At 59.3% G+C, this 22,086-nt stretch carries 17 protein-coding genes; 10 read left to right on the top strand and 7 right to left on the bottom strand.

Annotation, left to right across the window (positions count from 1 at the left end; translation table 11 throughout):
- Positions 1-22: 22 nt before the first annotated feature.
- The 6 genes from ACZ5M6_RS04095 (at position 23) to ACZ5M6_RS04070 (ending at position 7,859) form a co-directional block, all read left to right on the top strand.
- Entirely contained in the window at positions 23-1,411 is a 1,389-nt protein-coding gene (locus tag ACZ5M6_RS04095; protein WP_464159736.1) for a glycosyltransferase family 4 protein, read from the top strand.
- Positions 1,412-1,569: 158 nt separating this feature from the next.
- Positions 1,570-2,916: a nucleotide sugar dehydrogenase gene (locus ACZ5M6_RS04090; protein ID WP_054764588.1), complete on the top strand. Its 1,347-nt coding sequence runs from the start codon at positions 1,570-1,572 to the stop codon at positions 2,914-2,916.
- A gap of 1 nt (position 2,917) precedes the next feature.
- Positions 2,918-3,919, top strand: a complete 1,002-nt coding sequence (locus tag ACZ5M6_RS04085; RefSeq protein ID WP_054764587.1) for an NAD-dependent epimerase/dehydratase family protein — start codon at positions 2,918-2,920, stop codon at positions 3,917-3,919.
- Between the two features lie 4 nt (positions 3,920-3,923).
- Positions 3,924-4,481 carry a tetratricopeptide repeat protein gene (locus ACZ5M6_RS04080; protein WP_194167000.1) on the top strand — a complete coding sequence of 186 codons (558 nt, stop codon included), beginning with the start codon at positions 3,924-3,926 and terminating at the stop codon, positions 4,479-4,481.
- Positions 4,482-4,496: 15 nt separating this feature from the next.
- Positions 4,497-6,530 carry a glycosyltransferase family 4 protein gene (locus tag ACZ5M6_RS04075; protein ID WP_152949388.1) on the top strand — a complete coding sequence of 678 codons (2,034 nt, stop codon included), beginning with the start codon at positions 4,497-4,499 and terminating at the stop codon, positions 6,528-6,530.
- Between the two features lie 139 nt (positions 6,531-6,669).
- A protein-coding gene (locus ACZ5M6_RS04070) for an IS3 family transposase (RefSeq protein WP_464159735.1) occupies positions 6,670-7,859 on the top strand; the annotation gives its coding sequence in 2 pieces (ribosomal slippage) (positions 6,670-6,928 and positions 6,928-7,859; 1,191 coding nt in all).
- Between the two features lie 15 nt (positions 7,860-7,874).
- Here ACZ5M6_RS04070 and ACZ5M6_RS04065 read toward each other — a convergent pair.
- The 6 genes from ACZ5M6_RS04065 to putA all read right to left on the bottom strand — a co-directional run bounded on the left by ACZ5M6_RS04065 (position 7,875) and on the right by putA (position 15,193).
- Complete coding sequence (locus tag ACZ5M6_RS04065; protein WP_464159734.1) at positions 7,875-8,036, bottom strand: hypothetical protein; 162 nt, start codon at positions 8,034-8,036, stop codon at positions 7,875-7,877.
- A gap of 101 nt (positions 8,037-8,137) precedes the next feature.
- On the bottom strand, positions 8,138-8,401 hold the full coding sequence (locus tag ACZ5M6_RS04060; protein ID WP_464159733.1) for a transposase: 264 nt from the start codon (positions 8,399-8,401) through the stop codon (positions 8,138-8,140).
- Positions 8,402-9,297: 896 nt separating this feature from the next.
- Complete coding sequence (locus ACZ5M6_RS04055) at positions 9,298-9,975, bottom strand: ABC transporter ATP-binding protein (protein WP_156314148.1); 678 nt, start codon at positions 9,973-9,975, stop codon at positions 9,298-9,300.
- Positions 9,972-10,787: a KpsE/RkpR family capsule polysaccharide export protein gene (locus ACZ5M6_RS04050; RefSeq protein ID WP_227976035.1), complete on the bottom strand. Its 816-nt coding sequence runs from the start codon at positions 10,785-10,787 to the stop codon at positions 9,972-9,974. Before ACZ5M6_RS04050 ends, ACZ5M6_RS04055 begins: the two co-directional genes overlap by 4 nt.
- Before the next feature lie 379 nt (positions 10,788-11,166).
- On the bottom strand, positions 11,167-11,946 hold the full coding sequence (locus tag ACZ5M6_RS04045) for an ABC transporter permease (RefSeq protein WP_054764582.1): 780 nt from the start codon (positions 11,944-11,946) through the stop codon (positions 11,167-11,169).
- Between the two features lie 115 nt (positions 11,947-12,061).
- Positions 12,062-15,193, bottom strand: a complete 3,132-nt coding sequence (gene putA, locus ACZ5M6_RS04040; RefSeq protein ID WP_464159732.1) for a bifunctional proline dehydrogenase/L-glutamate gamma-semialdehyde dehydrogenase PutA — start codon at positions 15,191-15,193, stop codon at positions 12,062-12,064.
- Between the two features lie 109 nt (positions 15,194-15,302).
- On the opposite strand from putA, the gene ACZ5M6_RS04035 reads away from it, so the two are divergent.
- Together ACZ5M6_RS04035 and ACZ5M6_RS04030 are read left to right on the top strand one after the other, a co-directional pair.
- On the top strand, positions 15,303-15,764 hold the full coding sequence (locus ACZ5M6_RS04035; protein WP_054764580.1) for an Lrp/AsnC ligand binding domain-containing protein: 462 nt from the start codon (positions 15,303-15,305) through the stop codon (positions 15,762-15,764).
- A 124-nt stretch (positions 15,765-15,888) separates the two neighbouring features.
- On the top strand, positions 15,889-18,105 hold the full coding sequence (locus ACZ5M6_RS04030) for an AGE family epimerase/isomerase (protein WP_227976034.1): 2,217 nt from the start codon (positions 15,889-15,891) through the stop codon (positions 18,103-18,105).
- Between the two features lie 70 nt (positions 18,106-18,175).
- Here the strand turns inward: ACZ5M6_RS04030 and ACZ5M6_RS04025 are convergent, their stop codons facing one another.
- A complete protein-coding gene (locus ACZ5M6_RS04025; protein WP_082382588.1) occupies positions 18,176-19,030 on the bottom strand; it encodes an FkbM family methyltransferase in 855 nt (284 codons plus the stop codon).
- A 358-nt stretch (positions 19,031-19,388) separates the two neighbouring features.
- Here ACZ5M6_RS04025 and ACZ5M6_RS04020 point away from each other — a divergent pair, with 358 nt between their 5' ends.
- Together ACZ5M6_RS04020 and ACZ5M6_RS04015 are read left to right on the top strand one after the other, a co-directional pair.
- Positions 19,389-20,474 (top strand): glycosyltransferase family 4 protein, encoded by a 1,086-nt coding sequence (locus ACZ5M6_RS04020; RefSeq protein WP_464159731.1) that lies wholly within the window; start codon positions 19,389-19,391, stop codon positions 20,472-20,474.
- A gap of 56 nt (positions 20,475-20,530) precedes the next feature.
- Positions 20,531-22,030 (top strand): phosphomannomutase/phosphoglucomutase, encoded by a 1,500-nt coding sequence (locus ACZ5M6_RS04015; protein WP_464159730.1) that lies wholly within the window; start codon positions 20,531-20,533, stop codon positions 22,028-22,030.
- The last annotated feature ends 56 nt before the right edge of the window (positions 22,031-22,086 follow it).

The following is a 22,086-nucleotide window of genomic DNA, read 5'->3' as shown; positions in this document are numbered from 1 at the left end:
GGACTACGGCACATAGCCGACTATGACATTACACCTACGATATCGCGCTCAGTTTCCATCGGCGCACCAAATTCAAGCTGACCCAGAGTCCATGAAATCCATCTGCATCGACGGCTTCAACATCGCTCTATCACAGGGGTCGGGTATTGCCACGTATGGTCGAAACCTCCTGGAGAACGTGCGATCCGTAGGCATGGGAACACAGGTTTTATATGGACCTAAATCTCCCAAGAGACGGAATCAGGTCCTTAGCGAGGCAATGTTAGTCGATGCGGAGCGGCCGGCGACTAAACTTTCTCGCAAGGAGAAATCAGTCCGCATGCGCCGGACCCTCCTCTCAAGGTTTGGTCGCACGGCCGACCCCATACAACCATCCGGCGAGGTAATATGGCCGTCACGTTCCGGCGGACGTCCATCCGCAGACTATTTCTGGTCTAGCCAGGAAATTTTTTTCCATTCAATACGATGCTTCCAAACCTATAAAGCAGTAACGCCTCTTCGTTTTCAGCATAATAAATCCTCACCCACGCCTGATGTAATGCATTGGACAACGCCCCTCCCCTTGTACGCAAAAGGAGTTCCAAACATATATACTTTCCACGACCTGATACCCATTCGATTACCTCACGCCACCCTTGACGACAAATCAGTATTCATGAGCCTATGCCAAGAAGTGGTTAAACGGGCCGATCATATCGCGGTGGTGTCGGAGGCGACCCGGCAGGACGTAATTCGCATTCTTGGCGTCCCTGAAGATCGAGTCACCAATACGTACCAGGCCGTCAAAATACCCGATCACCTTGCCACACGCTCGCAAGAAGAAGTCGAGACTGAACTAGAAGGGGTTTTTGGACTCGAATGGAAGCAGTACTTCCTTCATTTTGGCGCAGTAGAACCTAAGAAAAACTTGGGTAGAATTGTAGAATCTTACCTCTCTTCAGGCGTTTCGACGCCGCTGATTTTGATAGGCGGTCGTGCCTGGCTTGACGAACCCGAGACGGCCCTTCTACGTCAAATCAAGGCGGACGGCGGACCCAACGCCGCCCGAATTCGCCAATACGAGTACATGCCGTTCTCGATGTTGATCTCGTTGATACGTGGCGCAAAAGCCACTCTGTTTCCGTCGCTTTTTGAAGGATTTGGACTCCCCGTTCTGGAGTCAATGGCGCTGTCCACCGCCGTTCTGACCTCTACGGGAGGAAGCCTCCCGGAAGTCGCGGGAAAGGCTGCTATAATCGTCGATCCATACGATGTTCAAGCAATGACTCGAGGCATCCAAGCGTTAGATGCTGATCGGGATCTTCGCACCGAACTGGAAAGGGCGGGCTTACTTCAGGCGGCTCAGTTCTCTCCCCAAGCCTATCAAGCACGGCTAAGCGACCTCTACTCCAAGGTGGGGGTAACGACCTAATTGACCGGCTAAAAATCGCCTATAACTTTCTCGGCCACAACGCTGAGACGGCATCGTCAAAGAACCGACCGCAATCAGCAAAACTATCTCCCCGCCTTCTCTTTGCCGAGTGAAGCTGCTACCTCCGTCGGCATCCTTCCCTACCTCAGAAGAAATTCATGCTGCCAGATACTTTCAAAGACCCAAACGTCTGCATCATAGGGCTTGGCTACGTTGGATTGACGTTGGCGGTGGCGATGGCCGAAGCCGGTTTCTCCGTAGAAGGCGTGGAGCGTGACCAGAAGGTTCTGGATGCGCTCGCCACAGGTAGGGCTCATTTCAGCGAAGCGGGCCTCGACTCCGTACTGGCGGATCAGATTGCGGCCGGCCGCTTCAGCTTCAACAAGGGGATAAAAAAAGACACCAAGGCCACGGTCTTCATCGTTACCGTCGGCACTCCGGTAGGCAACGATAAGCGGACTCAGTTCGCTGGCCTCATGGCCGTCACGAATATGATCGCTGATGTTCTGAAAGATGGAGATTTGGTCATATTGCGGTCTACGGTGCGTATCGGTACGAGCCGGGACACCGTTAAGCCGATCCTCGACGCGACGGGCCGCAATTACCAGTTGGCTTTTTGCCCAGAACGCACACTTGAAGGCAAGGCGCTTGTGGAACTGCGCAGCCTCCCTCAAATTGTGGGTGGCGTTGACGCCGCATCCACCTTCCGCGCCAGCCAAATCTTTTCTTTCCTAACCCCGTCGGTCGTTCGCGTGAACGATCTAGAGACGGCGGAAATGGTTAAGTTGGTCAATAATACTCAGCGCGATTTCGTCTTTGCTTTTGCAAACGAGGTGGCCGCAATGTGCGACGCCGTGGGAATATCCGCCAAGGAAGTCATCGATGCAGGCAATCTGGGCTACCCGCGAGCCAACCTTCCGCTGCCAGGTCCGGTCGGCGGTCCTTGCCTTGAAAAGGACCCCTACATTCTCGCGGAAGGTTTGGAGCGGTACGGTTTCGTCCCATCGCTAAGTCTTGCCGGCCGACGTTGGAACGAATCGCTGCCCACTCGCGTCGCCGCTGAAGTCTCTCGCGAATTTGAGCGGATCGCGAAACGATCAGCACGGAAGGTGGTGATCGCCGGCGTCGCCTTCAAAGGCCGCCCGGCCACCAGCGACTTACGGGGCACATTGGCAGCCCCCCTCATCGACGCTCTCCGGGCCGAGTTCCCCGACGCTACGCTCTTTGGATGGGACGCGGTTGCTTCAGAGGAAGACGTCGCGACGCTTGGCGTAGAAACATCAACATCTCTAGAAGCAGCCTTCGCTGAGGCGGATGTTGTCGTTGTTCAAAATAACCATGAAGTCTTCGGCCGTATGAATATCGGCTCGCTCGCCAGCAGCATGGCGAACGACGGTATAATTTACGACCTTTGGAATCAGCACAATGCTCGGCATTTGCAGCTGCCGAACCGCGTCACCTATCGCGGTCTCGGCGCACTGAACCTCAACATCGAGGCCCGTTGACATGACCACCTGCCTAGTCACCGGCGCCGCCGGTTTCCTCGGTTTTCACCTTGCGCGCGCTTTGTCTGCTCGAGAGGGATTTGAAGTCATCTGCGTAGACAACTTCGCCCGCGGTGAAAACGACGCCCACTATGATGCGTTGACAGCTCGCCCCAACGTGAAGCGTCTAGACGTTGATTTGACGGATCCGTCTGCTTGCGATGCGCTGCCAGATGCGGATTACGTGTATCACTTGGCGGCGCTTAACGGTACGCAGAACTTCTACGAGCGTCCAATGGCCGTAATCAAGGGGTGCACATTACCTACAATCTATCTGGCGGAACGCTATGGGCGGTCACCGCAAATGAAGCGTTTTGTGTATGCGGGGACCAGCGAATCTTACGCCTCGACGGTAACTCGCTTCGGCTGGCCTGTCCCGACCGGTGAAGACGTCCCGTTAGGCCTGGATGATGTCATGAACCCGCGCTGGTCCTATGCCGGTTCGAAAATGCACGGGGAAGTCGTCACCGCTCAGGCTGGACGGACCTACGGCTTTCCTTTCTCCATCATTCGGTACCACAACGCCTATGGCCCCCGCATGGGCGACAAGCATGTCGTTCCTGACTTCTACGCCCGCATGCGTGAGGGACGTTACGAACTGTTCGGCTACGAGGACACCCGGTCTTTTCTATATGTGGACGACTCTGTACGCGCGACGATTATGGTCGCCGAAGCGGACGCTGCCGCAGGCGAAATCATCAATATCGGCGGGGCCGAAGAAATAACCATGCTTGAGCTCGGCCAACGCATGCTTCGTCAAGAAGGTGTAGCCGAAGACATCACTCTCCATCCTTCGCCAGCCGGCAGCGTCAAGCGACGCGCTCCCGACGTATCTAAGCTCAAGCACCTTACAGGTTTCAACGAGCGTATATCTATGGCGGACGGCTTAAAAGCCACGTCCGATTTCTATTTGCGCGATGAACTCGCTGACGCGCTCAATCCGCTCAATGAGTACAAGGTTTGATGTCGTGAAGTCCCCGATCAGACAGGCCGCAAAGGCCGCCAAGGTCATCTCTCCCATGGACACCAGCTTTCGAAAGCATGTCCAAGCGGCGGACAAGGCTCGCGATGCCGGTGATCTCGTCGGCGCGATCGCTGGCTACCGCAGTGCCATATCGGTTCGTGAAGACCAAGCCGGGGTTTGGGTCCAGTTGGGCAATATGCTCAAGGATATTGGCAGCCACGAGGAAGCAGAGTCCGCATATCGCACGGCGCTTCGCCTACGCCCCAACCATTCGGACACCTATCTTCAACTGGGGCATCTGATGAAGCTGGCTGGCCGCCCCAACGATGCCCAAGCAAACTATGAGACGGCGCTTAGCCTTGATAAGGACAACCTGCACGCCTTCGTCGCCTTGGCGGATCTACAACCGAGCTCAAAAGTTCTGAACGAAGTCAGCACCAGCACCTTCACCATGCCTGAACGCATCGAAATCCAGGAACTTCTTAGAGCGTTGAAGGCAAAGCACGCAGAGGGTTTTGCTCTCTTCCAAGACCCCGTCTTTCGTGCCCCGACACGCCGATAATCCAGGGATATTCACATGACCACTCGCACTAATCTGGCGACTCTGTGCAAGGTGGATCCACTTTTTAAGGATTCACCCATTCCACTGACCGCCCATATGTGGGCTACGTGGCATCGATACGATATGCGAGATCGTTTTCACCTGAATTCGGATCGCGATCGGCTGTCATTCATTGTTTGGTATCTACTGGAATACGTGCCGGGCCGGCCGTTCGATTTGCCGCGCATAGATGACTCCCTGATTCAAGTTTTGAATAAGCCCGTCAGCGCCTTTGGCCCCATGACGACATTCTTGCATGAAGTTTGGCGAACGCGATTTAGACACGACGAGCAGTTCAACATCTATACTGAGATCGGGTATCTCCGTTTCTCCAGTTTGGTTATTTATGAGCTGGCATCCTCAGTTCTCGTGAGGCCATTGGTGCCACAAGCGCTGGTCGCAGCACTAAACGCCCCAGATACCTATGACGGGAGGCACTATTCTTCCAAGGGCGCTCGTGCGCACCACGATCGTGTCGATATATATCGGTCTCGTTACAACTGGGCAGATTGGCGCGAGCGGGAAGCGTTTAACCTCGACTTGATTGTCCATAGTTTCGTTCGCGATGGGAATGATCTTGGGGTTGCTCCAGAAGTCATCGCCTATTGGGCAGCTCCTGCGGCACGGGCGGAACGGCGTGTCAGCCGCTTCATGCTGATCCTGGCCATGATGACCGAGCGATTTGCTTTCAACGATCCAGCCGAAGCCCTGAGGCAAGCGGATGCGATCGTTAGCTGGTTTGCCAAAGATGTTCTTCCAAGATTCCCTCGGATGAAAATTCTCGCACCGGATGTCGAAACAGCGGATGTTGAGAGCATTGAACAAGATCAGATTCGGCAACGTCTCAAGACGCAGTATGGGGTCGATTATCTTCCTGGCGACAAGGAGGAAGATATCGATATTCTGTTGATCGGCCCCTTCTCGGCCGCGTCGGGCTTGGGTACCGGCACCCGTCGGTCGGTGAATGCGCTTCAAACTCTGGGCTGTCGGCTGAGGGTTATGAACTTTATGTTCGATAATCCGTCGGCGCCGCTGGAGTCCGTACCTAAAGAGCTCCACTATCGTGGCGAAAGGCCCAAGTTAACGCTTTGGCACTATAATGCCGAGTTTCTTTCTGAAGCCATCGCGACGATACCGATGTTCATTAACAAGGAACGGAACGTCGGATATTTCTTCTGGGAAACAGAAGCCATGCCGGTCAATCACCAACTTGGTTGTGACATGGTCGATGAAATTTGGGCGCCCAGCGAGTTCGTAAAGGACTGCTACAGTGAAAAGGGCGTCCCAGTTGTCAATGTAGGAACTTCGGTCGATCTTCCTGTACTGAAGCGCCATTTCAGCCGTTCGGACCTCGGATTGGAACGTGACGAGTTCATCGTTATGTTCTCTTTCGATTCCTACTCTGTCATCCACCGGAAGAACCCAGCCGCGGTAGTACGCGCCTTCCTCAAGGCCTTCCCCGAAGGATCCGAGAAGGCCCGGTTGATCATAAAAACGCAGAACTTCTCCAACAATCACTGGAACGCTATTAACGGCCGCGGCGAAGAGCTGATGGAGCTTGTGGACTCGGATCCTCGAGTGTCGTTAGTGAATAGAACCATGACGCTGGATGAGCTTTATTCGCTCAAGAAGGAAGTTGACTGCTATATAAGTCTGCATCGATCGGAAGGGTTCGGTTACGGCCCCGCGGAGGCCATGGCCTTGGGTAAGCCGGTGATCATGACGAACTACTCAGCCAACGCCGAGTTTGCTGGCGTTGACGCCTGTTATTTGGTGGATGCCCACCAAGTTCCCGTCCTTCAGCGCGAGTACCTTTACTGGCGTCCAGAAATGACCTGGGCCGAGGTAGATGTAGACCAGGCAGCCGCATTCATTCGCCATGTCTATGAGAATCCTGAACAGGCCAAGAAGGTCGGAGAGAACGCGAAGACGCATATCGCAGAGAACTTCGGGCGAAAGGCTCTTGCCGAGAACTATCGCCGTCGCTTGGTCGAACTTGGAATGATGTAGGAAGGCTTAAACGGACGCCTGACCTGCCTCTGAGAGTTTCCACGCGACGCCACCGTCCGGACCTCGAGAGGGCGGTGACGTGACCCCCTGAAGCTCCTCCAGGAATAGCTAGAATCCGCCCCTCGAAAGGACGGACGGAATGAAGCGATCACGGTTCACGGAAGAGCAGATCATCGGGATCCTGCGCGAGCAGGAGGCCGGTGTTCCGGTGGCGGACCTTTGCAGGACACACGGGCTAAGCTCGCCGACCTTCTACAAGTGGAAGGCCAAGTTCGGCGGCATGGACGTGTCGGAGGCCCGGCGTCTGAAGGCGCTGGAGGACGAGAACGCCAAGCTGAAGCGGATGCTGGCGGACGCGATGCTGGACAACGTCGCGCTGAAGGATCTGCTGGGAAAAAAGTGGTGACGCCCGCTGCGCATCGAGAGGCTGTGGCGCACCTGCGGTCGGTCCACGAGATGAGCGAGCGGCGGGCGTGCCGGGTGCTGGGCGTGGATCGGACCAGCGTGCGCTATCGGGCGACGCGCCCTGACGATGGCGCTTTACGAGATCGACTGAGGACCCTGGCCCAGGAGCGACGTCGGTTCGGCTATCGCCGGCTGCACGTTATGCTCCGGCGCGAGGGTCATGTGGTGAACAGGAAGCGGGTTCAGCGGCTCTATCGCGAGGAGAAGCTGACGGTCCGACGGCGCGGCGGGCGCAAGCGCGCCATGGGCACCCGTCGGCCGCTGGATGAGCCGCTGGTCGCCAACCAGCGCTGGTCGTTGGACTTCGTCTCCGACCAGATGACTGACGGGCGGCGCTTCCGCATCCTGACGGTGATCGACAACTGCACCCGCGAGTGCCTGGCGCTCGTGGCCGACACCTCGCTGTCGGGCCGGCGGGTCGTGCGCGAGCTGGATGCCATCATCGTCCGTCGGGGTCGTCCCGAGACGATCGTCAGCGACAACGGCACCGAGCTGACCTCGAACGCGATCCTATCCTGGGCCGACGAGACGGGGGTGGGCTGGCACTACATCGCGCCGGGCAAGCCGCAGCAGAACGGCTTCAATGAGAGCTTCAACGGTCGTCTGCGCGACGAGCTGCTGAACGAGACGCTGTTCCGGTCCCTCCCGCACGCCCGGCTCGTGCTCGAAACCTGGCGGCGCGACTACAATGAAACCCGGCCGCACTCGAAGCTGGGATGGCTGACGCCCGAGGCCTACGCAAAGGCGCTCACCGGACACATCGGCCGGCCTGCTGCGCGGGTTGATGGCTGCGCAGACCGGCCTCTTGCCAACCACGCCAACCCCAGCTCAGATCAACCCAGGACTCTCGTTATGGCTGGATGAGAAACGGGGGTCACGTCACTCCCGATAGAGCCGGAACAGCCGCTTCTTGTTCATGCTGACGCCATCCCGTTCCAACAGGATGCCCAAGCGCCAGTAGCCGAACCGCCGGCGCTCGGCCGCCAGGCTGCGCAGCCGCTCGCGCACCTCCGCGTCGCCCGGTTCAGGCTCGTGACGCACCGTCTTGGGATCGATCTAAACCAGCCCGCAGGCGCGCTTTTGGGAGAAGCCGCGCTCTGCCATCAGGCGAAGCACGGCCGCTATGCGCGCTGCAGGCCCGATCAGTTTTTTCCCAGAAGATCGTTCAGCGCCGAACGTCCAAGCATCGACTCCGCCAGCAGCTTTTTGAGCCGCCGGTTCTCGTCCTCCAGCGCCTTCAGCTTCGTCGCGTCCGACACCGACATGCCGCTGTATTTCGCCTTCCACCAATGGAGGGTCTGCTCGCTGATCCCATGCCGACGACAAACCTCCGCCGTCGGGCTCCCTGCCTCCTGCTCCCGCAACACGCCGAGGATCTGCCCTTCGTTGAACCTGCTCTTCTTCACGTCCGTCTCCTTGATGAAACGGACTCTCACTCAAAACGAGGGATCAGGAAGGGAGCACCTCACCTCCTTTGCTCCGCCACTGGCGTAACACCCCAACTAGGCGATCTTTTCAACTTCAGCCCCGTCGAATGCAAACCACCCATCCAGCGCGCTCGCGGTTAGTATGACGCGACACTCTACCTCTTGGGGTTCGTTCAATCGCGTCTCAATAACCGCTTCGTAACGCCCTCCGCCATTGCCAGGTGTCAGATCGTAGGTGGCGAAGCCTCCCCCGCCCCACTCTAGGCGAAGCCACTGCTTAGCAGCCACGTCGTCGCAGCGAAAAAAGACTGTTATTCGCCATAAACCCGGCGGTAGGTGAAAATACGGACCAAACACCAGATGCCGGGCCCGACCGACCAACTCCATCTCGTTAAGCCGCGATCGTAGATGAGCGCCTCTCTGGTCGAGATTAAATAACGCACACGGCCAGAATGCCTTGGCCCCAATTTTTGGTGCCCCTCCACGATACAGTCCTAATGCCTGTTCAACAGTCTCATGTTGAGTGTGAGTTGCTGGCTGTACCAGTTCAACACCATTGGGTAAAATCGGACACAGGCTCTGAGGCGAAAGTTCGACTAGTGGGACCTGGTGAACGCTTAGGTTACTCAACCTAGCGAGGACCGCCGTTTTCTCCCTGATTTTTGCTTGAAGAGCATCTGTAGATCCGTCGTCCCCTGCCCCACAATATAGCGTGGGCCAGAGAATAAGCCGCGGTTGCTGGGCGTTCTCAAAGAAATCGATGTCGCTCGTCGGCAAATAATTAGCACGGCGTATTTGCTCTGCCCAAAACTCAAATTGTGGAGACGATTCAACATACACAAGACAAGCTGTGCTCGCCATTTCGCTTCCATCCATCACGAAGCGCGAAGCCATTTGTAAACGTCGATTGCCTCTTCAATATCGTCGAACTGTCGCGCCACTCCGCTTTCGACTATGATCGCTTTTTCACAGTGCTGAGCGATTAACCCCATATCATGGGACGCCATCATAAACGCACGATCCCGCCGGCGTTCAAAAAGCTCAACTCGACATTTATCCTGAAACCGACTATCGCCCACAGCCACTAACTCGTCGATTAGGTAACAGTCGAACTCAATCGCAAGCGAGAGACCAAACGCTAAGCGAGCCCTCATTCCAGACGAGTAATATTTCACCGGCTCACTCAACGATCGTCCAAGCTCTGCAAACTCATCGACGAGCGCATAGGTAGTGGAGAAATCTCGGTCGTAAAGACGGGCGAGAAACCTAATGTTATCTAAACCGCTGAGGCTGCCTTGGAAGCCGCCGCCAAATCCAATCGGCCAGGACTGCTTCATAAACCAACGTATTCGGCCACTAGTCGGAGGAAGGATCCCCCCCAAAAGTCGGATTAAGGTGGATTTTCCCTGCCCGTTACGACCGAGTATAGCTAGGCGCCCGTTACGCTCGACGTCAAAGTGTAGGCTATTGAACGTCGCCGTCTTCGCAGTCCTGTAACGCATGCCAAGATTTTCAACGCGCAGTCCAATCTGCGGCTGTTCGGGTTGCGTCATTCTTGTCGATGCTCGCGAATTCCGGCCCAGATCAACCACCCGACTGCATAAGCCAAAAACGCGCTCCCGAACACTATAAGAATCGCCTTTAGGCGGCGCGGCTCTTGGGGCGAATCAGGAAGAGCGGGGGAGACTATACGCTCCAGAAAGAGCTTCTGTCGGCGCGCCTCCTGCTGCGCGGAAACTAGATTCGCGGTGGCCTGCGCAAGTTCCTGATCTGCGATTTCCCGCTGCAAAACCAACTGATCATAGGCACCGATCTGTGGTGCAATTGAAGAGGAACGACCAGCAATCTTCTCTCTTTCGACCTCCAACTGTTGGCGATAGGCCACGATCCGAGCGTCAATAGATGAAATTTGAGGACTCTCTGGCGCTTGGCTCGCCAATTGGGCGCGTTCCGCCTCAAGCTGGGCTAAGGTCGCCATCAACGAGCCGACGAGTTGAACGCTTTCTGCGGCTACACGCGCAGGATCCACGATCCGCTCTCGGTTGCGGAAATTCGTGAGTTGCGCCTGCGCTTTTGAGACATTCTCTTGCGCCTCGTCCCGTGCTCGCGTCGCTTCGAGAACGGCATTCACCGCCGCACGCTCATTTAATCGATTCACTAGGGCTTCCCCTCCCCTGAGAAGAGCCTCGTTCAAGCGTTTGGCGTCACGGGCATTGAATGCTTGAACGCGCAAGGTGCTAATGCCGGTCGTCGAATCGTACCCCACCGTTACGAACCGTTCGAAGGCCTTTTGCAGTTCTTCAGAGTTCTGACTCTCCCCCAAACGCGGATACCGCGACAAAAAGTCCGCCGACGGAGGGCCCATGACTCGCTCTAGATCGATGGTCCTTTTAAGGTCCGAAATGCTTTCAGCTGAAGTGATATACTCGTGGACAGCAAAGGCGTCAGTCTGACTTGGACCGACCCCCACACTTTGAAGCGCGACTCCGAGGGAGGACGGGAGGCGCTGCGTGTCCAGCGACCTGACAACGAACCGCGCTTCGGAAACGTACCGCGGAGAAGCGATCAGTAAAAAATACGCAGCTGCGACAAGGGTGGGCAAAACAACCACTAAAAAGAATGGCCATGGTACACGTTTCAAGTACGCAGGCCTATTGCTTCCAAGAATGCTATCTTGAAGCGGCCCGAGATATCGGAGGTGGGATTGAGACATCAAATTTCCAAGGTCCGAAATGCTGACACGCCTATTCAATATCCACCTTGTCGCGCGCGCCAGCCAACAAGATCATACCAACGAAATTCAGTATGAAGCCCCACAGGACTGCATACCATGGATCAAAGTGCGTGGGCGTGAATTCCCCAAAAACGCCAGCACGTATCATTTCAATCGGATGAGGAAACGGCAGCAACAGAAACTGATCCCGATAAGCGGCAGGTATCCAATCGACCATGAAGAAGGCCCCGGAAATCGGGATCAATGCATACGATAGGACAGGAACCAAGCGCTCCATCACCTCAAACCGTATAGACAGCGCCGCAAGCGTTATGGCCAAGCCCATACCCAGCCAATTCATAATGAGCCAGCCCAGGTACAGAAGACCTGGGTCTTTCGGTAGCGCCACCTGACCGAGAAGCATGAGAATAACGTACACCACAATAAAGGCCGCGGTGGCACCAAGACCTTCTAAAATATTTCGTGCCAAATAAAGGTGGAGCACTTTTATTTGTCTGTGATGAAGAAGCCCTATATTTGCTTGCAAAGCACCCATACTGAAGCTGATCTGATGTCGCAAAAGCAAAAGAGACATGTACCCGGTCATAACAAATGGGCCAAGCCTTACCCCGTGCTCGTACTCAGGCTTGATGATCGACCACATGACCAACACGCCCAGGCAAAACAAAAGAGGCTCGCCGATGAGCCAGAAAAATCCCAACCCCTCACGACCAAATCGAGTCACGATTTCGCGCATCATCAACGCATGAATGATGCGGCGATTTCGCTTCGCTAAATTGATCACGCTCATGAGGAACGGGTGCTCGCCATCTTCGCCGTGAGCGTGACCAAGGCCGCCCAGCCCGATTTGGCGGGGAACATAGACCGGTTCGCGTTCAGTGCAAGCACCCCAAGTCCTGGGCGCCTTAAAGATTCAACAGCGCCGGATCGCCCCCCTGGGCGGCGATGTTCACGCTGATCGCCTTTTCCGCCGCATAGCGGATCAGGCTGTTCGGTCCGCCGGCCTTGGGGCCCGTTCCGGACAGCCCCTCGCCGCCGAAGGGCTGGACGCCGACGACGGCGCCGGTGATGGAGCGGTTGACGTAGACGTTGCCGGCGGGGACCAGGGCCGTCACCTCGGCGGCGAAGGCTTCGATACGGCTGTGGACGCCCAGGGTCAGGCCATAGCCGCGCGCGGCTAGGCGCGAGGCGACCGATTGCAGCTCGGACGGCTCGTAGCGGTAGATGTGCAGGATGGGCCCGAACACCTCGCGCTCCAGGAAGTCAGGCGTGGGGATTTCGGCGACGGTGGGGGCGAAGAGATCGCCCTTTTCCGAACCCAGCGGCAGGGCGGCGCGGGCGATCACCTTGGCTTCGCGGGCCAGACGTTCGACGTGGGCCTCCAGGGCGCGGCGCGATTCGGAGTCGATGACGGGGCCGATGTCGGTCTTGGGATCGGCGGGGTCGCCGACGGTCTGGACCGCCAAGGCGCCCTTCAGCCCCTCGATCAGGGCGTCGGCCGACTCCTTGGGCGCATAGAGGATGCGCAGGGCCGAGCAACGCTGGCCGGCCGAGCCGAAGGCGGACTGGATCACGTCGTCGATCACCTGCTCCTTTAGGGCCGTGGTGTCGATGAACATGCCGTTCAGTCCGCCGGTCTCGGCGATGAAGGGAATGATGGCGCCGGGGCGGGCGGCGATCGACCGGTTGATGGCGCCGGCCGTGTCGGTGCCGCCGGTGAAGGCGACGCCGTCGACGCCCGGATGGGCGACCAGGGCCGCGCCGACCGTCTCGCCGCGTCCGGGAACCAGGGCCAGAAGATCGGGGTTCAGGCCGGCCTTGTGATACAGGCGCACCGCCTCCGCCGCGATCAGGGGCGTCTGTTCGGCCGGCTTGGCTAGGACGGCGTTGCCGGCGGCCAGGGCGGCGGCGATCTGGCCGGTGAAGATGGCCAGGGGGAAGTTCCACGGGCTGATACAGGCGAAGACGCCGCGCCCGTGCAGGATCAGCTGGTTGGTCTCGCCGGTCGGTCCCTTCAGGGTCTGGGGCGCGGCGAAGTCGCGCTCGGCCAGCAGGGCGTAGTATCGGCAGAAGTCGGCGGCCTCACGCACCTCGGCGACGCCGTCGTTCAGGGTCTTGCCGGCTTCGCGGCTGAGCAGGGCGACCAATCGGTCCAGATCGGCCTCCAAGGCGTCGGCCATGGCGCGCAGCGTCAAGGCACGCTGGGCTCCGCCCTGGCGGTCCCAAGCGATCTGTGCGCGGGCGGCCGCCTCGACTGCGGCGTCGATGTCGGCGGCCGTCGCTTCAGAAACATGACCCAGAACCTGCGACCGGTCGAACGGATTGGTCACGGCCTGGGCGTCGATCCCGGCCCGCAGCTTGCCGCCGATGATGGGGCCTGAGGTCAGCTTCTCGCGATCGACCGTCTCCAACGCCTTGGCATGGGCTTCGCGGTCTGCGGCCTGGGAAAAGTCGCGGCCGAGGGAGTTCTGACGATCGCCGTACATGTCTTTGGGAACCGGAATCTTGGGGTGGCGGTCGGGCGCCTGCTCGACCAGGGAGATGGGATCGGCCGCGACGGCCGAGGCGGGCACCCGCTCGTCGAGCAGGGCGTGGACGAAGGAGGAGTTGGCGCCGTTTTCCAGCAGGCGCCGCACCAGATAGGGTAGAAGCTCCTCATGTCCGCCGACCGGAGCATAGGCGCGAACGATGACGGTCTCGTCCTTCCACGCCTCCTGCGCCGCGTCGTAAAGAGCCTCGCCCATGCCGTGCAGCCGTTGATGCTCGACGGCGACGCCGCGATCCCGCGCCATGCGGCGGACGGCGGCTAGGGTATGGGCGTTGTGGCTGGCGAACTGGGAATAGAGGGCCGGCGCCGCCTCGATCATGGCCCGGGCGCAGACCAGATAGTTCAGATCGGTCGCCGCCTTGGTGGTGAAGACCGGATAGTCGGTGCGGCCGAAGACCTGGGCCCGCTTGATCTCCGTGTCCCAATAGGCGCCCTTGACGAGGCGCACCATCAGCCGGCGACCCGAGCGGCGGGCCAGGTCGGCGACCCGCTCAATCGTCTCCAGCCCGCGCTTCTGATAGGCCTGAACCGCCAGCCCCAGGCCGGTCCAGCCGCCCAGGCTGGGTTCGTGCGCCAGCCGATCCAGCAGCTTCAGCGATAGGGCCAGGCGGTCCGCCTCTTCCGCGTCCATCGTATAGTTGATGTCGTACTTGGCCGCGATCTGGGCCAGGCGCAGGATGCGGGGATAGAGGGTCGCCCAGACGTCGTCCTCGTGCGTCGCCTCATAGCGGGGCGACAGGGCCGACAGTTTCACCGAGACGCCATGACCGTGTTCCGGTCCCTGGCCCTTCGAGGTCTTGCCGACCGCCTCAATGGCGTCGGCGTAGATCTTTTCGTAGCGGTCGGCGTCGGCGACGGTGCGGGCGCCTTCGCCCAGCATGTCGAAGCTGCACAGCCAGCCTTCCTTGTTCGACCGTTTCAGCGCGCCCTGGATAGTGCGGCCGACCACGAACTGCTCACCCATGATCTTGACGGCGGTGGCCACCGCCTGACGGATCACCGGCTCGCCCAGACGACCGGCGATCCGCTTCAGAAAGCCCGGCAGGTCGCTGCGCGCCTGGTCGTCCACATCCACCAGCTTGCCGGTCAGCATCAGACCCCAGGTCGAGGCGTTGACGAACAGGCTGTCGGATTGGCCCAGGTGAGACGCCCAGTCGGCGGATCCGATCTTTTCCGCGATCAGCCGGTCGCGCGTCTCCTCGTCCGGCACGCGCAGCAGGGCCTCGGCCAAGCACATCAGGGCCAGGCCCTCGCGGGTGCCCAGCGAAAACTGCTGCAGGAAGCTTTCGACTACCCCCTGCTTCTTCTGGCTGCGCCGGGCGTGTTCGACCAGGGCCGTCGCCTCCGCCACCACGGCGGCGCGTTCGGCGGCGTCCAGCTGGATGCGCGCCAGATTGTCGGCGACGACCGCGCGCTCGTCGCGGAACTTGTCCCGATCCAGACCGTCCCAGGCGGCCAGGCTCGAAGGCGTGAAGGCGGGCGTGGTCATCGGCGAGAAATCCTGTGGATTTACGCCGTATATGCCGGAGTTCGTTGAAGGTGCTTCGTATGATATGAGGTTGATCCGAATATAATTCGGCGCAAGGGACCGATTTCTGATGATCGATATAGACGCCGTCGACCGCCGCATTCTGCGGGTGCTTCAAACCGATGGCCGCCTGTCCAACGCCGAACTGGCCCGCCAGTGCAACCTGTCGCCGGCCGCCTGTTTCGAGCGGGTCAAGCGGCTGCGCGAGCGCAGGATCATCACCGGCTACGCCGCTTTGGTGGACCCGGCCAAGGTCGGGCGTGACCTGCTGATCTTCGTCGAGGTCCTGCTGGACCGCACCACCGGCGACGTCTTCGAAGCCTTCGCCGCCGCCGTCCGCAGCCAACCGGAGGTGCTGGAGTGCCATATGGTCGCCGGCGGGTTCGACTATCTGATCAAGGCCCGTGTCGGCGACATGGACGCCTATCGCACCTTTTTGGGCGACGTGCTGGTGCGGATGCCCGGCGTGCGGGAAACCCGGACCTATGCGGTGTTGGAAGAGGTGAAATCGACGACGGTGCTGCCGATTTGATATCGGGATATCGAAGTCCGGTAGCCGGCTCCACACGATACAACTGAGAATCGGTAAAAGGCGTGACGGTGGAAAACGATTCCCTTAAAAGGCTTCACCATCTGACAAATCCCGGCGTAGACGCATGACCACCATCTATCCCGTCATCATGTGCGGCGGCTCCGGCACGCGCCTCTGGCCCGCGTCCCGGCCTTCGCGCCCAAAGCAGTTCATCCCCCTGGCGGGCAACAGGTCGCTGTTCCAGGAAACCGCCGCCCGGGTCGCCGAACTTGCGGGTGAAGACGGGGAACTGGTCGTGGTGGGCGGCGCGTCTCACAAGCAGACGATACTGGATCAGCTCGAAGAAATTGGCGTCACAGCCGCCGTGATTCTGGAGCCTGAGGGACGTGACTCTTCTGCGGCCATGGCCGCCGCCGCCTTGTGGACGGCGGGACGCAAACCGACCGCCGTCAACCTCTTCGTCGCGTCGGACCATCATATCCCGGACGCCGGAGCCTTCCGGCAATCCATTGCGGAGGCGGTCGCCGCAGCGGCTGAAGGGCGCATCGTCACCTTGGGAGTCGTTCCTTCAGAGCCCTCTTCCGCCTACGGCTATATAGCGCCGACAGGTCTCGGGCTTTCGAACGTGCTGGCTTTCGTAGAAAAGCCCGATCCGATCACCGCCCAACGATACATCGCTGAGGGCTACCTCTGGAACAGCGGCAACTTCATTGTTCGTGCTGATGTCTTGGCCCAAGAGATCGCTGATCGCGCGCCTGCCGTCGGAGAAGTGGTTCGTGTCGCTTTGGAACAGGCGGAAAGCGACGGATCGTGCTTGACTCTAGGCGACGGCTTCAAATCGGCTCCGAAAATTTCAATCGACTACGCCGTCATGGAAAAGACGACCCGAGCGTCTGTCCTCCCTGTCAAATTCGAATGGTCTGATCTCGGCGCCTGGGACGCCGTGCATGCGTCGGGCGAGGGCGATGTGGGCCTTCATATACTGGAAGATTCCGAAGGCTGTTTGGTCAGGGCTTGCGACGGCGTCATGGTGGCGGCCATAGGACTGAGAGATGTCGGCGTCATTGTCGAACGAGACGCGGTCCTGGTCACCGATCTCAAACGAAGCCAGGACGTCAAGCGTGTCGTCGAGCGACTGAGGATCTCGTCGCCGCAGCATCTCGATTTTCCGGCCGATCCTTCTCCTGAGTCTTTAGAAGCCGGCGCCGCCCGCCTCGCCACCTGGATGAGGCAGGCTGCCCTGCCGATCTGGTCGACGCTCGGCCAGGACGCGGCGGGCGGGTTTGAAGAGGTCCTCGCGCTGGACGGCCGCCAAATCGCTACGCCACGCCGCGCGCGCGTCCAGGCCCGCCAGTTGCAGGTGTACGCCGAAGCAGGTCGGCAGGGCTGGCGTGGGCCTTGGAGATCTGTCGTAGCCAGCGGCCTTGATCGTCTTAGGCTATCCTACTTGCGACCGGACGGACGTATGCGCACGCTGCTGTCGCCTGAGGGGAGGCCGCTCGACGAAACCGCCATGGTTTACGATCAAGCATTTTTGATTTTTGCCCTAGCAGCCATCTCCGAGGCCACGGAAAATGTTGAGTTGGAGCGTGAGGCGGCGGAGATTCACAATCTCCTGATCCAGACAGCGGACGCCCAAGGGGGGATTAAGGAAGCGGGAGGCCATCCATATCAGTCCAACGCCCACATGCATCTTTTGGAGGCGGCCCTGGCCTGGGAGCAGAGCGGCGGCAAGCCGCTCTGGAGCGCTTTGGCCGATCAGATTGTCCTCCTGGCACGCACCCGTTTCATCGACGCAGAAACCGGCAGCCTGCGCGAGTATTTCAACTCCGACTGGTCGCCTGCCAGCGGCGAGGACGGTGAACTGATCGAGCCCGGCCACCAGTTCGAGTGGGCATGGCTACTGGCGCGATATGGTAAGGCTCGAAAGGATTCGAAGGCGATCTCGGATGCATGGCGGCTTTACGAATCCGGCTTGCGTGGCGTCCCCGCCAAGCGAGGCGTCGCCATCGACGCAATGAACATGGACGGAAGCGTTCGCAATGGACGCTCTCGGCTTTGGCCCCAGACCGAATGGCTAAAGGCGTCTCTAATCCTTGCAGAACTAAACGAGGGGGGGCGACGGAATGATTGCCTCGAACAGGCAGCTCACGCACTGCGAGCGCTATGGCGGTATTTAACGCCGCAAGGTCTTTGGCGCGACAAGATGCTCGAAAATGGAAGCTTTATTGACGAGCCCGCGCCAGCAAGCTCTTTCTACCACATTATGGCAGCTTATTGTGAGTTGCGGCGGACCATGGCCGTGCTAAAATTTCCTAACTCCAAGAGTATCGATCTATAATCTTGATCTAAGAACAGAAGAAAGACACTAACAATATGAAATAGGAAAACATAAACCCGCCAGATAAAACCTAGGATATTATGACTGGCTCTGATCGAGCAATCACAAGATCACAAGCGCTCAAATTACCCAGTTGATTACACTCGACAGGCACAATTTCAGACGAAACAGAAATCCGCCAAAATTTGAACCCCATTTGGCTGAGACGATCCGCGAACTTTTGGGGGTCAGCTCTCGAACGCATCTGCACTACGTCCCACTCGATACAGAGAATAATATCCGGCTGCCTTAAGAGATTTTCCGCGCCGCCCAGGATCAAGGGTTCTGAGCCTTCGGCATCAATGCGCAGCAATCGGACAGTCGGCAGGTTGAGATCATCTAACCGAACGGTTTCCACCTCGAGCACCTGCGTGTCATTACCAAGCGTGTTTTCTCCGACGTAAATGTGGCCGCCACCCCCGTATTGCCTGGATGTCGAAAAGCGGACGAGACCGGAAGCATCACTTGCGGCCTTTTGAACGATTTGCACCCATGGCGCATAGCCGTTCAATCTGACTGATCGAGCGGATAGAGTTGCAAGCCTTGGATTGGCTTCAAAAGTGAGAACGCTTCCCTGCCGCCCTACCCGGTGAGCCATCTCAAGCGTGTAGAATCCTACGTGTCCACCGACCTCCACGACATGATCGCCAGGCCTGAGTAAACTCAATACGACTCTCTGAATCCAAGGCTCCCAAGTTCCGTGAGCAATGAGATGCGCGCATACGCTCTCCTCAAGCGGATCAACATAAATGTAATGACCACTCTTAAGTCTCGTCAGAGCCAGACCTTCTCCAAGGTAAAAATAAGGCCTATCGGTAGCCAAATTACGTTCGACAACTCTTTTCGAGCCTCGCGCCCGGAACAATGACTTCAACGATTTTTTCATAGCGCTTTCCGGCTCAAATGCGGATCAGGCGTCTGATCCCAACCCCGCCCCTCGGCTAATTTGGCCGCTTAGCTGATTGACACAGATCAAACAACTGCAAATAGCTAGATACTGTCTGTAGAATAGGCATAGATTGCGGTCGGGCGCGGCGCCCCTGAATGTTTGGCAACCATCCTTACTCTGCACGAGCCAGATTCACTGTCGCAAATCCACGTCTAATTTGGGTGCCGACTGCGCGGCTCACATTCGTCGCCAACTGACCAAATGACGGCGTAGCGACCTCTGCAGTCTCGCCATCGTCATTCGAACCGTCTAGAAGTTCCGCTCTTACTCAACGGCTCAGGGTCCGCCCGCCTCCATGCGCATCGTTCTGGCCACCGACGCCTGGGAACCTCAGGTCAACGGCGTCGTCCGCACCCTGACCCGCACGGTCGCGGAATGCCGCGGCATGGGCCATGAGGTAGAGGTCATCGAGCCCAGCCTGTTCAAGACCATCCCCTGCCCCACCTATCCGGAAATCCGACTGGCGCTGGGGGCCGAGGAAGAAATCCGCGAAATACTGCGGGCCTTCGAGCCGGAGGCCGTCCATATCGCCACAGAGGGGCCGATCGGCATCGCCACGCGCCGCATATGCGTGGAATGGAAACTGCCCTTCACCACCAGCTACCATACCAAATTCCCGGAATATGTGTCGGCGCGTTTCCCGATCCCGGTCCAGGTCGGCTACGCCTATATGAAGTGGTTCCACAAGCCGTCGGGCCGTCTGATGGTGGCGACCCCGACCTTGCGTGACGAACTGGTCGAGCACGGCTTCAAGAACGTTTCGCCCTGGTCGCGCGGCGTGGACACCGAGGTGTTCCGGCCCGACCTCGAGCCCATCTATGAGGAGATGGGCGCAAAGGACTGGCCCCGCCCCTTCTTCCTGAACGTCGGCCGGGTGGCGGTTGAGAAGAATATCGAGGCCTTCCTGGAGCTGGATCTGCCCGGCACCAAGATCATCGTCGGCGACGGCCCCGCGCGCGCGGAACTTCAGGAAAAATACCCCGAGGCCAAATTCCTGGGCGCGCGCTTCGGCGGCGAACTGGCTCGGTGCTTCCGGGACGCCGACGTCTTCGTCTTCCCCAGCTGGACCGACACCTTCGGCCTGGTGATCCTGGAGGCCATGGCGGCGGGCACGCCGGTCGCCGCCTATCCCGCCCACGGGCCGATCGACATCATTCCCGGGTCAAACGCCGGGGTGATCGACGACGATCTGAAGACCGCCTGCCTGAAATGCCTTGATCTGGATCGGGGGACGGTCCGGGCCTATGCGCAGAAGTTCAGCTGGCGGGCTTCGGCCGAGCAGTTCGTGGAGAATCTGCAGGCCTATCCTGAGCCCGAACGCGGCCGTTTCTGGCGACGCCTGCGCCGCATCGCCCGAATCCGCAAACGCGCCGCCGCTTAGCTCTGCGCGGCCGGCAACTCTCACCACCGATAAACTTACGCCTTCAAGGACGCTCCATGCTCAAGCCCCGCCAGGACCTGAAGCCGAACACGGCCGCCTATGAAACAGAACCCTTGGTGAAGCCGACGGGATTTCGCGAATACGACGCGCGCTGGATTCTGGAAAAGGAAATCAATCTTCTGGGGATTCAGGCCTTGGGGTTGGGGCTGGCGACCTATGTCCACGAGATCGGCGTGGCGCCGAAGATCGTCGTCGGCCATGATTTCCGCGGCTACAGCCTCAGCGTCAAACAGGCCCTGATCATCGGCCTGTTGGAAGGCGGGATGGAGGTCCTGGACGTTGGTCTGGCCCTATCGCCGATGGCCTATTTCGGCCAGTTCGCCCTCAAGGCGCCCTGCGTGGCCATGGTCACCGCCAGCCACAACGAGAACGGCTGGACCGGGGTGAAGATGGGCGCGAACAAGCCCCTGACCTTCGGCCCCGACGAGATGGGGCGGCTGAAACAGATCGTGCTGAACGGCGAGGGCGTGGCGCGACCGAACGGCAAACTCGTCCGGGTCGAGGACTTCCGGGAGACCTATGTCGCCGACGTGGCCTCCAAGGTTCAGATCAAGCGGCCGCTGAAGGTGGTGTGCGCCTGCGGCAACGGCACGGCCGGCACCTTCGCGCCCGACGCCCTGCGCCGGATGGGCGTCGAGGTGATCGAGATGGACACAGACCTCGACTACACCTTCCCCAAATACAATCCGAACCCGGAAGACCACGCCATGCTGGTGCAGATGGCTGAGCGGGTGAAGGAGACCGGCGCCGACCTGGCCCTGGGCTTCGACGGCGACGGGGATCGCTGCGGCGTGGTCGATGACACGGGCGAGGAGATCTTCGCCGACAAGATCGGCCTGATGCTGGCGCGCGACCTGTCCAAGGTCCACCCGAACAGCACCTTCGTCGTCGATGTGAAGTCGACCGGCCTCTACAAGACCGACGAGATCCTCAAGGCCAACGGCGCCGAGGTGGTCTATTGGAAGACCGGCCATTCCTACATCAAGCGCAAGACGGCCGAACTGGGCGCCCTGGCCGGGTTCGAGAAGTCAGGCCACTTCTTCATGGCCGGCGACCTGGGCTACGGCTATGACGACGGCCTGGTGGCGGCAGGCGCAGTCCTGGCCATGCTGGACCGCAATCCCGGCAAGAAGCTCAGCGAGCTGAAGGCCGCCCTGCCCGACGCCTGGACCAGCCTGACCATGTCGCCCCATTGCGACGACGAGCTGAAGTACGGGGTGCTGGAGCGGATCGTGAAGGAATACGCCGATCTGGCTGCAGCGGGCGGCGAGATCCTGGGGCGCAAGATCGTCGAGGCCATCACCGTCAACGGGGTGCGGGTGCACCTGGAGGACGGCTCCTGGGTCCTGGTCCGCGCCTCGTCCAACAAGCCGGAGCTGGTCGTGGTGGTCGAGAGCATGCGCTCAGAAGACGACATGCGCGACCTGTTCCGCAAGGAGATCAAGCCGCGCCTGGCCGCCTATTCCGAGATCGGCGCCTTTAATCAGGAAATCTAAAAAGGCTGAACCAATCCGGCCGATCGTCGCTTCTTGCAGGTCTGCTGCTGGAGGTG

The organism is Brevundimonas sp. Br13, assembly GCF_055391505.1.
This window is presented reverse-complemented; position numbering and strand designations above follow the sequence as displayed.

Excerpts from the sequence above, each read along its gene's own strand:
- ACZ5M6_RS04095 (WP_464159736.1), top strand. The coding sequence starts at position 23 with ATGACATTACACCTACGATATCGCGCTCAGTTTCCATCGGCGCACCAA.
- ACZ5M6_RS04090 (WP_054764588.1), top strand. The coding sequence starts at position 1,570 with ATGCTGCCAGATACTTTCAAAGACCCAAACGTCTGCATCATAGGGCTT.
- ACZ5M6_RS04085 (WP_054764587.1), top strand. The coding sequence starts at position 2,918 with ATGACCACCTGCCTAGTCACCGGCGCCGCCGGTTTCCTCGGTTTTCAC.
- ACZ5M6_RS04075 (WP_152949388.1), top strand. The coding sequence starts at position 4,497 with ATGACCACTCGCACTAATCTGGCGACTCTGTGCAAGGTGGATCCACTT.
- ACZ5M6_RS04055 (WP_156314148.1), bottom strand. The coding sequence starts at position 9,975 with ATGACGCAACCCGAACAGCCGCAGATTGGACTGCGCGTTGAAAATCTT.
- ACZ5M6_RS04050 (WP_227976035.1), bottom strand. The coding sequence starts at position 10,787 with ATGGGCCCTCCGTCGGCGGACTTTTTGTCGCGGTATCCGCGTTTGGGG.
- ACZ5M6_RS04045 (WP_054764582.1), bottom strand. The coding sequence starts at position 11,946 with ATGAGCGTGATCAATTTAGCGAAGCGAAATCGCCGCATCATTCATGCG.
- putA (WP_464159732.1), bottom strand. The coding sequence starts at position 15,193 with ATGACCACGCCCGCCTTCACGCCTTCGAGCCTGGCCGCCTGGGACGGT.
- ACZ5M6_RS04035 (WP_054764580.1), top strand. The coding sequence starts at position 15,303 with ATGATCGATATAGACGCCGTCGACCGCCGCATTCTGCGGGTGCTTCAA.
- ACZ5M6_RS04030 (WP_227976034.1), top strand. The coding sequence starts at position 15,889 with ATGACCACCATCTATCCCGTCATCATGTGCGGCGGCTCCGGCACGCGC.
- ACZ5M6_RS04025 (WP_082382588.1), bottom strand. The coding sequence starts at position 19,030 with ATGAAAAAATCGTTGAAGTCATTGTTCCGGGCGCGAGGCTCGAAAAGA.
- ACZ5M6_RS04020 (WP_464159731.1), top strand. The coding sequence starts at position 19,389 with ATGCGCATCGTTCTGGCCACCGACGCCTGGGAACCTCAGGTCAACGGC.
- ACZ5M6_RS04015 (WP_464159730.1), top strand. The coding sequence starts at position 20,531 with ATGCTCAAGCCCCGCCAGGACCTGAAGCCGAACACGGCCGCCTATGAA.